At 63.8% G+C, this 13,834-nt stretch carries 13 protein-coding genes; 9 read left to right on the top strand and 4 right to left on the bottom strand.

Going from position 1 to position 13,834, the window contains the following annotated elements; translation table 11 throughout:
- The first annotated feature begins 4 nt into the window (after nt 1-4).
- Nucleotides 5-1,183 carry an AI-2E family transporter gene (locus EYV96_RS14765; protein WP_131152290.1) on the top strand — a complete coding sequence of 393 codons (1,179 nt, stop codon included), beginning with the start codon at nt 5-7 and terminating at the stop codon, nt 1,181-1,183.
- Complete coding sequence (hda, locus tag EYV96_RS14770) at nt 1,180-1,881, top strand: DnaA regulatory inactivator Hda (protein ID WP_131152291.1); 702 nt, start codon at nt 1,180-1,182, stop codon at nt 1,879-1,881. The genes EYV96_RS14765 and hda overlap by 4 nt, the downstream gene beginning before the upstream one ends.
- Nucleotides 1,882-1,954: 73 nt before the next feature.
- Here the strand turns inward: hda and EYV96_RS14775 are convergent, their stop codons facing one another.
- Entirely contained in the window at nt 1,955-2,758 is an 804-nt protein-coding gene (locus EYV96_RS14775) for an inositol monophosphatase family protein (protein ID WP_131152292.1), read from the bottom strand.
- A 145-nt stretch (nt 2,759-2,903) separates the two neighbouring features.
- Between EYV96_RS14775 and EYV96_RS14780 the strand changes: the two genes are divergently transcribed.
- Entirely contained in the window at nt 2,904-3,677 is a 774-nt protein-coding gene (locus tag EYV96_RS14780) for an RNA methyltransferase (protein WP_131152293.1), read from the top strand.
- Between the two features lie 103 nt (nt 3,678-3,780).
- Here the strand turns inward: EYV96_RS14780 and EYV96_RS14785 are convergent, their stop codons facing one another.
- Nucleotides 3,781-5,100: a hemolysin family protein gene (locus EYV96_RS14785; RefSeq protein WP_131152294.1), complete on the bottom strand. Its 1,320-nt coding sequence runs from the start codon at nt 5,098-5,100 to the stop codon at nt 3,781-3,783.
- Nucleotides 5,101-5,250: 150 nt separating this feature from the next.
- Here EYV96_RS14785 and EYV96_RS14790 point away from each other — a divergent pair, with 150 nt between their 5' ends.
- Together EYV96_RS14790 and EYV96_RS14795 are read left to right on the top strand one after the other, a co-directional pair.
- Nucleotides 5,251-5,880: a DUF47 domain-containing protein gene (locus EYV96_RS14790; RefSeq protein WP_131152295.1), complete on the top strand. Its 630-nt coding sequence runs from the start codon at nt 5,251-5,253 to the stop codon at nt 5,878-5,880.
- A gap of 10 nt (nt 5,881-5,890) precedes the next feature.
- Nucleotides 5,891-7,012 carry an inorganic phosphate transporter gene (locus EYV96_RS14795; protein ID WP_131152296.1) on the top strand — a complete coding sequence of 374 codons (1,122 nt, stop codon included), beginning with the start codon at nt 5,891-5,893 and terminating at the stop codon, nt 7,010-7,012.
- Between the two features lie 40 nt (nt 7,013-7,052).
- On the opposite strand, the gene EYV96_RS14800 is transcribed toward EYV96_RS14795, so the two are convergent.
- A complete protein-coding gene (locus EYV96_RS14800) occupies nt 7,053-7,457 on the bottom strand; it encodes a hypothetical protein (RefSeq protein WP_131152297.1) in 405 nt (134 codons plus the stop codon).
- A 67-nt stretch (nt 7,458-7,524) separates the two neighbouring features.
- Between EYV96_RS14800 and EYV96_RS14805 the strand changes: the two genes are divergently transcribed.
- The 4 genes from EYV96_RS14805 (at nt 7,525) to EYV96_RS19035 (ending at nt 11,917) form a co-directional block, all read left to right on the top strand.
- On the top strand, nt 7,525-7,860 hold the full coding sequence (locus EYV96_RS14805) for an MGMT family protein (RefSeq protein ID WP_131152298.1): 336 nt from the start codon (nt 7,525-7,527) through the stop codon (nt 7,858-7,860).
- Nucleotides 7,861-7,950: 90 nt separating this feature from the next.
- Complete coding sequence (recQ, locus tag EYV96_RS14810) at nt 7,951-9,768, top strand: DNA helicase RecQ (RefSeq protein WP_131152299.1); 1,818 nt, start codon at nt 7,951-7,953, stop codon at nt 9,766-9,768.
- A gap of 197 nt (nt 9,769-9,965) precedes the next feature.
- The gene (locus tag EYV96_RS14815; protein ID WP_131152300.1) at nt 9,966-11,654 is read left to right on the top strand and encodes a cation:proton antiporter domain-containing protein; all 1,689 of its coding nucleotides are present in this window, start codon (nt 9,966-9,968) and stop codon (nt 11,652-11,654) included.
- A gap of 131 nt (nt 11,655-11,785) precedes the next feature.
- Entirely contained in the window at nt 11,786-11,917 is a 132-nt protein-coding gene (locus EYV96_RS19035; RefSeq protein WP_276320321.1) for a hypothetical protein, read from the top strand.
- Nucleotides 11,918-12,115: 198 nt separating this feature from the next.
- Here the strand turns inward: EYV96_RS19035 and EYV96_RS14825 are convergent, their stop codons facing one another.
- Nucleotides 12,116-13,768, bottom strand: coding sequence for a M28 family metallopeptidase (locus EYV96_RS14825; protein ID WP_131152302.1), 1,653 nt, complete (start codon nt 13,766-13,768; stop codon nt 12,116-12,118).
- Nucleotides 13,769-13,834 lie beyond the last annotated feature (66 nt).

The following is a 13,834-nucleotide window of genomic DNA, read 5'->3' on the forward strand; positions in this document are numbered from 1 at the left end:
GACGATGACCCAAGACTCCTCCCGCCGCTGGCAGATGCTCGCAATCACTGCGGCCATTCTGTACGTGCTTTGGTTGCTGGCGCCGGTGCTGATGCCTTTCGCCTTCGCCGCCATGCTTGCTTATCTGGGCGATCCGCTGGCCGACCGGCTCGAACGCATCGGGATGGGGCGCACGCTTGCCGTCACCGTCGTGTTCATCGTGCTTGTGCTGGTGGCGGTGGGTGCGTTGCTGTTGCTGATTCCGCTGATCTCGCGCCAGATCGAAAACCTGATGGCGAGCCTGCCGCATTACGCGGACTGGGTGCGCGAAACGGCCATGCCATGGCTGCAGGAAAAGTTGCACCTGGATTCGAAGGCCTTTGACACCGATCGCATCATGACCGACCTGAAGGACCATCTCGGTTCGATCGGATCGGCGGTTTCGGCGGTTCTGGGCAAGATCACGCGTTCGGGCATCGGCGTAGTGATGTGGCTGACCAACCTGGTGCTGATCCCGGTCGTGGCGTTCTATTTGCTGCGCGACTGGGACCGCCTCGTGACGTGGATCGACGACATGCTGCCGCGCTCCATCGAACCGACGATCGCCCATCTCGCGCGTGAGTCGGACCAGGTGCTGGGCGCGTTCGTGCGCGGCCAGTTGCTGGTGATGCTGGCGCTGGGCATTTTCTACGGCGCCGGCCTGACCTTCATCGGCCTCTCCGTGGGTCCGCTGATCGGCATGGTCGCCGGCCTGCTCAGTTTCGTGCCCTACCTGGGGTTCATCGTCGGCTTCGGTTCGGCGATCATCGCGGCCCTCGTCCAGTTCGGTGACTGGCAGCACGTGGCATTGGTGGTGGGCCTGTTCACCATTGGCCAACTGCTCGAAGGCTATGTGCTCGTGCCGCGCCTGGTTGGCGAAAAGATCGGCCTGCATCCGGTGGCCGTGATCTTCGCGGTGCTGGCTGGCGGGTATCTGTTCGGATTCCTCGGTATCCTGCTCGCCCTCCCGGCGGCGTCGGTGATCCTGGTGGTCCTGCGTTACCTCACGCAGCGCTACCGTCACAGCAGGCTGTATACCGAAGAGGGCAGGGAGGATCCCGTCATCGCTGACGTGGAGGTGGCCGTATCCACGGCCGAGGGGACCGTAGAGACCAGCGTGATCGTGGGTGAGGCCCACGGCAAGGACGACAAGAGCAGTACATGATTCCGCAGCTTCCACTTGCCCTGCGCTGGCCGCGCCGCCAGCGCTTCGAGCATTTCCACGCAGGTGCCAATGCCGCGACGGTGGCTTCCGTGCAGATGCTGGCGAGTACGCCCGGTGCGCCGTGGCTCTACATCAGCGGGCCCTTGGGCAGCGGCCGAAGCCATTTGTTGATGGCCGCGTGCCAGGCCGCCAGCGAGGCGGGCCGGACCGTTCAGTACCTGCCTTTGGCCGGCTTGCGCGACCACGCGACGGTCATTCGCGGCGTGGCCGGCAGCCAGTTCCTTGCGTTGGACGACTTAGGTGCCATTGCCGGCGATCGCGAGGCCGAGCATGCCCTGTTCGATCTCTATAACCAGTCGCGTGCGGACGGCTTTGCGATGCTGTTTGCGGCCGATGCCGTGCCTACCCAGCTGGGCCTGGGCCTGCCTGACCTGCGTTCGCGGCTGGGTGCCTGCGAGCAGGCCGTACTGAAGCCGCTGGACAATGCCGAGCGTCGCGAAGTGCTGCGCAGCCAGGCCGCCGCGCGCGGTATCGAACTGGACGACATGGTGCTGGACTGGCTGTTCAACCGCTATGCGCGCGACCTGGGCGCCCTGCTGGACCTGCTCGATCGTCTGGACAAGGCATCGCTTGCCGCCCAGCGGCGCGTGACCGTGCCGTTCCTGCGCACCTTCCTCAAGGAGTCCGACGAGGGCTGACCGGTGGCGGATGCGGCCATAAAAAAGGCGACGCCCCGGCGTCGCCTTTTTCTTTGGCCCATGCGGCGAACGATCAGGCTTTCAGCAAAGCCGGCGTCGCCTGCTGGCCGATGGCATCGACCATGGCCTGCGCCACGTTCAGGTTGCCGGCGATGATGTTGCCGCTGGCCGGGATACCTTCGCGACCGGCGAAGTCGCAGTAGCGACCACCGGCTTCACGCACCAGCAGAACGCCGGCGGCCATGTCCCACGGCTTCAGGCCGATCTCGAAATAACCGTCGTAGCGGGCGGCGGCCACATAGGCCAGGTCCAGCGCGGCGGAACCCGAACGACGGATGTCCTCCGCCTGGCCGAGCAGGGCGCGGGTCATGGCCAGCTGGGTGTCCAGGTGCTGGCGCTGGCGGTACGGGAAGCCCGTGGCGATCATCGCGCCGCCCATGTTTTCGCGCTTGCCGACGCGGATGCGGCGATCGTTGAGGTAGGCGCCGTCGCCCTTGCTGGCGGTGAAAAGCTCGTCACGCAGGGGGTCGAACACCACCGCATACACCGGCTCACCCTTGTCGAGCATGGCGATGGACACGGAAAAATGCGGGATGCCGCGCAGGTAGTTGTGGGTGCCGTCGAGCGGGTCGATGACCCACTGCAGGGGACCCTTGCCAATGGCGCCGCTTTCCTCGGCCAGGATGGCGTGCTGCGGGTAGGCGCGACGCAGTTCCTTGACGATTTCGGCCTCGGCCAGCTTGTCGACCTCGGAGGCGAAGTCCATGCGCTGCTTTTCGACGACATTGAGCCCGTCGATGCGGTTCATATAGCGCAGGATGACGTTTCCAGCGGCGCGCGCGGCGCGCACCGCGACGTTGACGGCGGGTCTAGGCATGGCTTCGGCTTTCAAAAGAACGGGGCGGTCGCGGATTCTAGCAGAAGAGCCATGGTCGGGTTGAGTCGGTCAGGATGGCCCCGTCACTGCCTTCGGGCCCGTACCCCGGTATCCTTGCGCCCCTCTGCCAGTCACCCGCCCCGCCATGTCCGATCTGACCGAACTCGCATCCCAGCTCCGCTTCGTCCTCGTCCGTACGTCCCACCCCGGCAACATCGGCAGTGCGGCGCGTGCCATGCGGACCATGGGATTTACGGGCATGACCCTGGTGGCTCCCCACCGGTTTCCCCATGACGAGGCCTCGGCCCTGGCGGCGGGCGCGGACGATGTCCTGGAGAACGCTGCCTTGCACGCAGGGCTGGTCGACGGCCTGGCCGGCACCAGCCTGGCGCTGGGCCTTTCCGCGCGCCGGCGTGGCGTGGACCTCGAAGAGCTGTCACCGCGTGAGGGCGTGGCCCGGGCGCTGGCAGCCATGGCCCGCGGCGAAAAAGTGGCCCTGGTTTTCGGCAACGAGCGCACGGGCCTGGAGAACGAGGAGCTTGCCCGCTGCCACGCGATGATCCGCATCCCCAGCGTCGACGACTTCAGCTCGCTGAACCTTTCGCAGGCCGTGCAGGTCATGGCTTACGAAATGCGCATCGCCATGCTGGGCGACCAGGCACCGGCCGCACCGGTGCGTGCCGATGCCGAGCCGCCGGCCGACGCTGCGCAGATGGAGCGCTTCTACGAGCACCTTGCCCAGACCCTGGACGACATCGACTTCCACAAGGGCCGCGCACCCACCACGATCATGCTTCGCCTGCGCAAGCTCTTTCAGCGCGCGCAAATGGACGAGCGGGAGCTGCGCATGTTGCACGGCATCTTCGCGGACGCGCAGCGCATGGCCTCAATTGCGCGGGGGAAAAGCGGTGAACAGTGAACAGTGAACAGTAAGAGCGTCAGCCCTAGTTCGAAGCGACACGCTTTCTCCGTTTACCGTTTACCGTTTACCGTTAACCGTTTCTCCGTTCACCGCTCCTGACTCACTGTTCGTCGTCCGCCATCGCGATCTGCGGCGCGGGCGTGATCAGCAGCTTGTCGATGCGTGCACCGTCCAGGTCCACGACCTCGAAGCGGATGCCCTGCCAGGCAAAGACTTCGCCCACCTGCGGGATGTGACCCAGCACGGCCATGACCAGGCCTGCCGCCGTGCGGTACTCATGTTCGTCTTCGCCGGGCAGCCGGTCGACGCGAAGGAGCTCGCGCAGGTCGTCGGAGGACAGGGAGCCATCGACCAGCCAGCTGCCGTCTTCGCGCGGCACGATCGGTGAATCCTCGACACGGCCCTGGCCTAGTTGCGTTGCCCCGACGACGGCGGCGAGCACGTCGTTCAGCGTTACCAGGCCGTCGATATCGCCGTACTCGTCAACGACCAGCGCCAGCTGCGTTTCCGCGTCGCGAAACTCTTCGAGCAGGTCCAGTGCACGCGCCGTTGCCGGCACGAACAAGGGCTTGGCCATGCGACCAAACAGGTCGGGCGAACCGCTGCGGAGGTTGCGCAGAAGGTTCTTCACTTCCACCACGCCCACGACGTCGTTTTCGCCGCCGCGCAGTACGGGGTAGCGCGAATATGGCGTGGTGCGCAGGATTTCTTCGTTCTCATGCTGGGTGGCCGCGACGTCGAGCCACACGATGCGCGTGCGTGGCGTCATCACGCTGTCCACCGTGCGATCGCCCAGTCGCAGCACGCGATTGACCATATTGTGCTCGTCCGCATCGAGCACGCCCTGCTCGGCGCTCTCGGCGACGAGCAGGCGGATCTCTTCTTCCGTCACCGCATCGCGACCCTTCGAGCCGACCCGCAGCATCCGCAGCAACAGGCTACTGGTGTGGTTGAGCAGCCAGACGAACGGCGCCGTGATCCGCGAAAGCACGAGCATGGGCATGGCGACGTAGCCGGCGACCTTTTCCGGCGCCGACAAGGCCAGCCGCTTGGGCACCAGCTCGCCGATCACGATCTGCAGGAACGAAATCAGGCCAAAGCCCAGCACCAGGCCCAGGACGTGGGCATAGGGCTCGAGCCAGGCGGCCCGGCCTTCGTGCAGGGCATTGGCAATATGGTCGCCCAGGGCATCGCCGGCCAGGGCGCCGGTGATCAGGATCACCAGGGTCATGCCGACCTGGACCGTGGACAGGAAATGTTCGGGTGCCTCGGCATGGCGCAGGGCCAGGCGGGCGCGCCGGCTGGTCTTGGCCATTTGCTTGAGACGGCTCTTGCGCGAGGCCACCAGGGCCATTTCGGACAAGGCAAAGAAACCGTTGAACAGGGCGAGCACGAAAACGGTCGCTATTTCGCTGAGCATCGGGGGCGGGCTAGGGCGGGGTGGTGGGGTCAGTGTAAAGCCTGATGAGACGCCCTGGACGATACGGCCTTGCGGGTATTGGTGCGGCGCAGGATGGCTGTCCTGTAACATATCGGTCATTTAGACCTCGATAACCCCCAGGCACCCCGCATGTTTTCACTGCAAACCATCTTCGGCAAAGGCGACAAGTTCTACGGTCTGCTCGAACAAAGCGCGGAGGCGGCCCGGGAAAGCGCGCGCGCCCTGCACGAGCTGGTCACCCATACGGACCACGCCCCGGTGATGGCGGCGTTCGCCTCGGCGCGCGCCCGTGAAAAGGCACTGGCCGGCCAGATCAGCGAAGAGCTGGTCAATACTTTCGTGACGGCATTGGATCGCGAGGACATCGAGGCGCTGAACTCCGCGCTGTACAAGATTCCGAAGACCATCGAGAAGTTCGCCGAGCGCTACGAGATCGTCGCCACCCGCCTTGAGGGTGTGGACTTCGCCCAGCGCGCGCAGGTGCTCGAGCGCGCCGCCGGCGTGGTTTCCGAGATGATCGGCGAACTGCGTCGCGGCCTGCGCATCGACCCGGTGAAGAAGCTGCAGGATCGCCTGCAGACGCTCGAATCCGAGGGTGACCGCATGCTGCTCGCGCCGTATCGCACGCTCTACGTCGAAGGCAACGACGCCATGCGCGCCATGCTGGCGAAGGATCTTTTCGAGCTGCTGGAGAAGGCGATCGACAAGTGCCGTGACGTCGGCAACATCGTGTACTCCATCGTCCTCAAGAATTCCTGAGGACACCGCGATGAGCATGGTTGTCGCGGTAGTGCTGATTGCACTCGTCTTCACCTACATCAATGGTTTTCACGACACCGCCAACTCCATCGCCACGGTGGTGGCGACCAAGGTGCTTACGCCCGGCCAGGCGGTGTTGCTGGCGGCGATCACCAACCTGATTGGTGCCCTGTGGGGCACGGCGGTCGCCAAGACGATCGCCGCTGGGCTGCTCGATACGAGCGTCGTGGCCGCCGGTTCGCAGTTGCTGATCTGTGCCCTGGCCTCGGCGACGGTGTGGAACCTGATCACGTGGTGGCTGGGCCTGCCGTCCAGTTCCAGTCACGCGCTGGTTGGCGCGCTGGTGGGCGCGGCGATTGCGTCTTCGGGTGACAACTTCCACTCGATCATCTGGATGCAGGGTGGCGACCACTGGTGGACGGGCAAGGGCGTGGTGCCCAAGGTGATCGTGCCGATGGTGGTGTCGCCATTGCTCGGTTTCATCATGGGTTTCCTGCTGATGGGTGGCCTGTACGCCTTGCTCAGCTGGTTCTCCAATCGCAAGGGCTTCCTGCGCCGCTTCGGTCGCACGCCTTTCGTGAACAGCTTCTTCGGCAAGGCACAGATCGTGTCCGCCAGCGCCATGGGCCTGGCCCACGGCATGAATGACGCGCAGAAGAGCATGGGCATCATCGCCCTGGCCCTCGCCGGCGCAACCGCTGCCGGACAGTTCGATCAGCTCCCGTCGTGGCTGCATTTCCTGCGCATCAACGGTTCGGCCGATGGCGGTTTTGACGTGCCCTCGTGGGTGGCCGTGGTGTGCGCGCTGACCATGGCCGCCGGTACCGCCGGCGGCGGCTGGCGCATCATCAAGACGCTCGGTCACAAGATGGTGAAGCTGCATCCGATCAACGGCTTTGCGGCCGAAGGCAGCTCGGCAGCCGTGATCCTTACTGCCTCGGCGCTGGGCGTGCCGGTGTCCACCACGCACAACGTGTCTGCCTCGATCATGGGCGTGGGCGCGGCCAAGCGCTGGAACGCGATCCGCTGGTCGGTCGTCGAGCGCATGGTGTGGGCGTGGATTCTCACGCTGCCGATCACGGCACTGCTCGCCTATGTCGGCGTGCGGCTTGCACAGGCTATCGTGGGGTAACGGACGACGGGCGATGGCGGAACGCCGCCTCGCCTGTTGCCTAGAGCGCGTCTCCGCCGTCGGCGACGACGCGCTCCAGCTGGTCTCCCAGGGTTCCCAGCTCCGTAATCAGTCGCTGCAATTCGGCCGTTGTCAGCAATTCGAAGGGCCGGTTCTCGCACAGATGCAGGAAGGGCGCGCCGTCCAGATCGGCGACCGCCAGGAATCCCAGTCGCTGCTCCCAGTTGAAGCGCAGGCAACGACGTGGATCAGCGCCGGCCAACGGGCCGACCGGCGTGGAGACGCGCAGGAACCGGCGTCCGCCTTCGTCTTCCAGTTCCGTGAGATAGATGCCCTGGTGGCGTCCGTGGGGAAGCAGCAGATCGAAGCTGATCAGATACGGGTCGTTGTGCCGCAACTGGTGCAGGCTGCCGATATGAGAACGCACGGCTTCAAAATGACGCATGATGCGGTTTCCGCTGCGGGGTCGGTCCCGCACGTACTGTGACACGACAGGGTGTTAACGCTGCGCCATGAATGAATTTCAGGAACGGGTCTATGCCGTGATCCTGGCGATTCCGCCGGGTCGCGTGGCCAGCTACGGCGCGATTGCCGCACGCGCGGGGTTGCCGGGGCGCGCCCGGCTGGTGGGTCGATTGATGGGCGAGGTGCCAGACGGCATGACGCTGCCGTGGTTCCGCGTGCTGCGCGCGAGCGGTCAGATCGCGTTTCCTGCGGGAAGTCGCGGGTTTCGCGAGCAATCGCGCCTGCTGAAGGCCGAAGGCGTCGAAGTCAGGAACGGACGCGTGCCGCTGTCGAGGTTCGGCCTGGATGCTGATATCGACCGGGCGATCTGGGGCATGTTCTGAGCATCCTACGCGCGCCGGTGTCGCTGGCGGGCATCCGAATGCGCTTCCGCGGACATGGGAACGACGCGCCCATTTGCTAGCATTGGCCGGATGCCTTCCTCGCCCCTCCACATTCTGCAAAGTGTTTTCGGCTACACGAGTTTCCGTGGCCAGCAACAGGCCATCGTCGAACGCGTAGCCGAGGGCGGCGATGCGCTCGTCCTGATGCCCACCGGTGGCGGCAAGTCGCTGTGCTACCAGGTGCCTGCGTTGTTGCGTCAGGGCACCGGCATCGTCGTATCGCCGCTGATCGCCCTCATGCAGGACCAGGTGGACGCCCTGCGCGAGGCCGGTGTGGCTGCTGCCTACCTCAACTCCAGCCTGGATGCCGACACCCAGCGATCGGTCGAGCGCCAGCTTCTCGCCGGTGAACTCAATCTTCTCTACGTTGCGCCGGAACGCTTGTTGACCGGGCGTTTCCTCAGCCTGATCGAACAGACGGAAATTGCGCTGTTTGCCATCGACGAGGCGCATTGCGTTTCGCAATGGGGCCATGATTTCCGTCCCGAATACCGCGAGCTGGCGATACTGCACCAGCGCTTCCCGGCGGTGCCGCGCATTGCGCTGACGGCCACCGCTGACGAGCGGACGCGTGATGAAATCGTTGAGCGCCTGGCGCTGCAGGATGCGCGGCAATTCGTCGCCAGTTTTGATCGGTCGAACATTCGCTATCGGGTGGGCTTGCGCTACAACGCGCGTCGACAGCTCCAGGATTTTCTCGAATCCCATACGGGCGATGCCGGCATTGTCTATTGCCTGAGTCGAAAGAAAGTTGACGAGACTGCGGCGTGGCTTGCCGAGTCGGGCATTCCCGCCTTGCCGTACCACGCCGGCCTGGATGCAGCCACGCGTGCCGCTAACCAGCAGCGTTTCCTGCGCGAGGATGGCGTGGTGATGGTGGCGACGGTCGCCTTCGGCATGGGAATCGACAAGCCGGATGTGCGTTTCGTCGCTCATCTGGACCTGCCGCGCAGCATGGAAGGCTACTACCAGGAAACCGGTCGCGCCGGACGCGATGGCCTGCCCGCCGAGGCGTGGATGATCTACGGTCTCTCGGACGTGGTGACCATGAGCCAGATGATTGCCCAGTCCGAGTCCGCCGACGAGCGCAAGCGCATCGAACGGCAAAAGCTGGAATCCTTGCTCGGCTATGCCGAGGCCACGGCGTGTCGCCGTGAGTTGTTGCTTGCCGCTTTCGGCGAAACCTACGCAGGGTCCTGTGGCAACTGCGACAACTGCGTCGAACCACCAAAGACCTGGAACGCAACAGTGCCGGCCCAGAAAGCCTTGTCGGCGGTGTATCGGAGCGGCCAGCGTTTCGGTTCCGGACATGTGATCGACATCTTGCGTGGCATCGATAGCCAGCGCATGACCGATCTCGGACATGATCGCCTGACCACGTTCGGCATTGGCGCGGATATGGACGAAAAGCAATGGCGCTCCGTGTTTCGCCAGATGCTGGCCGCAGGTTTGCTCGAAGCCGATGGCGAGGGTTACGGAACCTTGCGTCTGACCAAGGCCAGTCGCGAGGTGCTGGTTGGCAACCAGAGCGTCCATCTGCGTGAGGACGTGCGTCCGGCGCGTACGTCCCGCCGTCGTCGCGACAGCCAGGTGGTGACCGGAAGCAGCCTTGGTATCGAGGCCTATGAGCAAGCGATGTGGGACGCCTTGCGCGCCCTGCGTGCGCAGTTGGCACGGCAGCATGGTGTTCCGGCGTATGTGATCTTCCACGACGCCACGTTGTTGGCCATGCTGCGTGCGCTGCCTGCCAACGAGGCCGAACTGGCATCCATCAGTGGTGTGGGCGAGGCCAAACTGAAACGGTACGGTCAGGATTTTCTGCGCGTCATCAACGCCCAGGAGGCATGAAGCCGCACGGCATCGGATGCGTCCGATGCCGTGGCAGTCATTCAAGCCTGAATTATCCTTCAAATTTCAGCTTGTGCTTGGCCGCTTGTGCCCTTACAAAATGATATTGCGCCCAGCGAGCGGAGTGATCCGCACGTCCCTTCGGGCCCGGGCGTTGAAACGTCCCGGTATATCCCCGCCATACAAGGATTTCCGCCATGCACGACGCCCCGCTCATCGCCACGATCGTCAGCGGCATCGTATTGGCCTTTATCTTTGCCGCGATCGCGCATCGACTGAAACTGCCGGCGCTCGCGGGCTACCTGCTGGCAGGCGTCGTGGTGGGACCGTTCACGCCGGGCTATGTCGCCGATGGCCATCTCGCCCATCAACTGGCGGAGCTGGGCGTCGTGTTGCTGATGTTTGGCGTGGGCCTGCATTTTTCATTGAAGGATCTTCTGTCCGTCAAGAACATCGCCATCCCGGGTGCCCTCGGTCAGATGACCGTCGCCACGGCCATGGGCATGCTGCTCGGCTGGGCACTCGGCTGGCCCATGGTGCAGGGGTTTGTGTTTGGCCTGGCGTTATCGGTCGCCAGTACCGTGGTGCTGTTGCGCGCGATGGAAGAGCGTCGCCTCATGGACACCGAGCGCGGCCGCATTGCGGTGGGCTGGCTGATCGTGGAAGACCTCGCCATGGTGCTGGCGCTCGTGCTGCTGCCGGCGCTTGGCGCATCGCTCGCTGGCGACGGCCAGGACGTACCAGGGCTTGGGGAGATCGCAGCGACGGTCGGATGGACCATCGGAAAGGTGGTTGTCTTCGTCGCCGTGATGCTGATCATCGGGCGTCGCCTGATTCCCTGGCTGCTGCAATCGGTCGCCAAGTTCGGATCGCGTGAGCTGTTCCGTCTTGCGGTGCTCGCCATTGCGCTGGGTGTCGCTTTTGGCGCGGCGGGACTATTCGGTGTGTCCTTCGAGCTGGGCGCGTTCTTCGCCGGCATGATGATGGGCGAATCAAAGCTGGCACATGATGCGGCTGAAGAAACGCTGCCACTGCGCGACGCGTTTGCCGTGCTGTTTTTCGTGTCCATCGGCATGCTGTTCAACTACCAGGTCGTGCTGACCGAGCCGCTGGTCGTGCTCGCGGCCTTGCTGATCATCGTTTTTGGCAAGTCACTGGCGGCCTATCTGATCGTGCGCGCCTTTGGCAAAACCAAGAAGACGGCGCTGACGATTGCGACGAGTCTTTCGCAGATCGGCGAGTTTTCTTTCATCCTCATTGGCGTTGGCGTGGCCCAGCATCTGGTCAGCAAGGAAGCGCAGGATGTGCTGCTGGCGGCCGCCATCGTCTCGATCCTGATCAATCCGTTGCTGTTCAAGATGCTTGATCGCTATCTGGAGCGAGAAGCCGCCGCCGCGCCCGTCATCGTCACGCCTGCCGCAGCGACAGAAGAGCCCGCGGAACTGCTGCCGAGCGCGCTGTACGATCACGTCGTGGTGGCAGGCTACGGTCGCCTGGGTCAAATGCTCGGAAATGCCGTGCAGGCTCGCGGAGAGGCGCTGCTTGTGCTCGACGATGAAAAGGATCATGTCGAAGCGCTCAAAGCGAAAGGCATCGACACCATCGTCGGCAATGCCAGCGCCGATCCGGTGCTTGAGGCGGCGAATCTGCCCAAAGCGCGCGCCCTGCTGATCACGCTACCCAAGGCCTTTGAAAGCAGCGAAGTGGTGCGCGTGGCGCGCAAGCTCAATCCGCAACTTCAGATCATTGCCCGCGCGGATTCGGACGAGTGCCGCGACCTGCTGCTCAAGCAGGGTGCCAACCTGGTGGTGCAGGGTGAACAAGAGCTGGCACGCACGATGATCACTGGCCTGGGCCCGGAGGCGACGGTCCAGTCCGTCTTGTAGCTTGGATCGAAAGCGGCTGGAGCTTATCCAGCCACCTGCCAACGCATGGTTGGCTCCCGTGAGACACGCGAATGGGCGAGTGCCAGTTCCGGCACAAAGCGCCAATCGGTCAGGCAGTCAGGTAGCCGCGCATGGGGCCAGTTTCGGCGAAGCGCAGCAAGAGCGTGTTCGGCGGAGTCATGACGGTCCACTTCATGTTCGTCGAGCAGGCTGCGCCAACGACGTCCATGTCGAACGATGCGGAACAAGCCAACCTTGGCTGAGTAAACGTATTGGGCAAGCATGGAGCAAGATCCGGGGGGACGGTTCTTGGTGAATTTTGCGCGGGATAGATGACTGCACGGTGATTCGCATAAGTCGGCATTGTGTCGGTCTCATGTGCGAGTCATGAATCGTCACAGCGCTTTACAAAAAACAAACGGCCCGCACTTGGCGGGCCGTTGTTTTAATGCGTGAAGCGTTTACTTGCGATCGGCAGCAGTGGCATCGCGAGCGGCGCGGAATTCCGAGTCCTTGCCCCAATTGGGCCAGTGATCCGAATTGGCCAGATCGCTACCCACGGTGTAGAGGACCTGCAGGTCGCGCGCCATGCCGGTGAAGCTCCAGTCGGCCTGCCACTCGTCCGAGGGCTGGTGATAGTGCTTGTCGGTGTACTCGTCTTCCGCCGCCTTGCCGGCAGCGAGGCCACCATCGACCCAGTCATTGCCAGAGCCAAACGACACCGCCGGCACGCCGCGCTTGGCAAAGGAGAAGTGATCGGAGCGGAAGAAGTGGCCTGCCTCTGGCTTCGGATCCGGTGAGTACGCCAGGTTCCACTTCTTTGCCGTATCGATCAGCTGATCGATCAGTTCAAGCTTTGCGCTGCCCGAGGTGGTGAAGTTGCGTGCCGGGCCGTGCGGGTCAAGTGCATCGAGGTTGAGCACGCCCACGGTTTTGCCGAGCGGGTAGAGCGGGTTGGCTGCATAGTATTCCGAGCCCAGCAGACCCTTTTCCTCGGCGGTGACATTGAGGAATACGATCGAGCGATTCGGTTGCGGCGCTTTCTTGAACGCGCGAGCAAGTTCGATCAGTGCTGCCGTGCCGGTGGCGTTGTCGACGGCGCCGTTATAAATGCGATCACCCTTCGCGTCCGGTGCGCCGACGCCCAGGTGATCCCAGTGAGCGCTGTACATCACCGTCTCATCCGGTCGCGACTTACCCGTAATGCGGCCGACGATGTTGTGCGAGGTGATGACCTTGCTGTCGACCTTGAACTTCGCCGCAAGCGTTTCGCCCTTCAGTACCACGGGCTTGAAGTCCCGCGTCTGCGCCTGCTTCTTCAGCGCCTCGAAATCGAGGCCCGCATCCTTGAACAGCGACACGGCAAGATCGCGCTGGATCCACGCCTCGATTTTGGGGTGCACTTCGGACGGCTTTTTGCGGACGATGTCGAACATCGCATTGGTGTTGGAGTTCTTCACCGTGGCCCAGCCATACGAGGCCGGGTCGGTTTCGTGCACGATGAGCACGCCGAGTGCTCCCTGGCGCGCGGCTTCCTCGAACTTGTACGTCCAGCGGCCGTAGTAGGTCATGGCCTTGCCGCCGAAGTCACCCTGGCCCGTCTCGAAGTCCGGGTCATTGATCAGCATGACGGCGATCTTGCCGTGCAGATCCACGCCCTTGTAGTCGTCCCAGTGGCGTTCCGGTGCCTTGACGCCGTAGCCGAGGAATACCAGCGGCGCACTGGCGATGCTTACGTCCTTCGAGCCGTCCATCGACGCGCGAACAGCAATCTGGTCACCTTGCGTGAGGGCCATCGTCTTGCCATTGATGTTGATGGCCAGCGAAGGCGTGCCGGTAATCTCGGCGCGCTGCAGCGGCACGGCCTGGGTCCAGGCGCGCTTGCCGTTCTTCAGATCGCCGCCGGGCTCGAGGCCGGCGGCCTTGTACTGCGCCACCACGTAGTCGATGGTCTTGGTTTCGCCTGCCGTGGCCGGGCCGCGACCTTCGAAGGCGTCGGATGAGAGCGTCTTGACGTCCTCGGACAGACGGTGCGGATCGAACGTCGGGGCGTCGGTGGCGTGCAAGGCAGCACCCAGCGACAGGGCAAGCAGGGAAAGCGCGATTCGCTTCACGTGGCGGTACTCAATGAGGGAAACCGCCACCGATAGTAGGAAGCCTTCACGCTGTGGTCCAGCTGC

Origin of the sequence: Dyella terrae, assembly GCF_004322705.1 — a bacterium.
Taxonomy (GTDB): Bacteria; Pseudomonadota; Gammaproteobacteria; order Xanthomonadales; family Rhodanobacteraceae; genus Dyella_D; species Dyella_D terrae.

What these genes read in the sequence shown, in the direction of transcription:
- EYV96_RS14765 (WP_131152290.1), top strand. Translation starts at nt 5, where the DNA reads ATGACCCAAGACTCCTCCCGCCGCTGGCAGATGCTCGCAATCACTGCG.
- hda (WP_131152291.1), top strand. Translation starts at nt 1,180, where the DNA reads ATGATTCCGCAGCTTCCACTTGCCCTGCGCTGGCCGCGCCGCCAGCGC.
- EYV96_RS14775 (WP_131152292.1), bottom strand. Translation starts at nt 2,758, where the DNA reads ATGCCTAGACCCGCCGTCAACGTCGCGGTGCGCGCCGCGCGCGCCGCT.
- EYV96_RS14780 (WP_131152293.1), top strand. Translation starts at nt 2,904, where the DNA reads ATGTCCGATCTGACCGAACTCGCATCCCAGCTCCGCTTCGTCCTCGTC.
- EYV96_RS14785 (WP_131152294.1), bottom strand. Translation starts at nt 5,100, where the DNA reads ATGCTCAGCGAAATAGCGACCGTTTTCGTGCTCGCCCTGTTCAACGGT.
- EYV96_RS14790 (WP_131152295.1), top strand. Translation starts at nt 5,251, where the DNA reads ATGTTTTCACTGCAAACCATCTTCGGCAAAGGCGACAAGTTCTACGGT.
- EYV96_RS14795 (WP_131152296.1), top strand. Translation starts at nt 5,891, where the DNA reads ATGAGCATGGTTGTCGCGGTAGTGCTGATTGCACTCGTCTTCACCTAC.
- EYV96_RS14800 (WP_131152297.1), bottom strand. Translation starts at nt 7,457, where the DNA reads ATGCGTCATTTTGAAGCCGTGCGTTCTCATATCGGCAGCCTGCACCAG.
- EYV96_RS14805 (WP_131152298.1), top strand. Translation starts at nt 7,525, where the DNA reads ATGAATGAATTTCAGGAACGGGTCTATGCCGTGATCCTGGCGATTCCG.
- recQ (WP_131152299.1), top strand. Translation starts at nt 7,951, where the DNA reads ATGCCTTCCTCGCCCCTCCACATTCTGCAAAGTGTTTTCGGCTACACG.
- EYV96_RS14815 (WP_131152300.1), top strand. Translation starts at nt 9,966, where the DNA reads ATGCACGACGCCCCGCTCATCGCCACGATCGTCAGCGGCATCGTATTG.
- EYV96_RS19035 (WP_276320321.1), top strand. Translation starts at nt 11,786, where the DNA reads ATGGGGCCAGTTTCGGCGAAGCGCAGCAAGAGCGTGTTCGGCGGAGTC.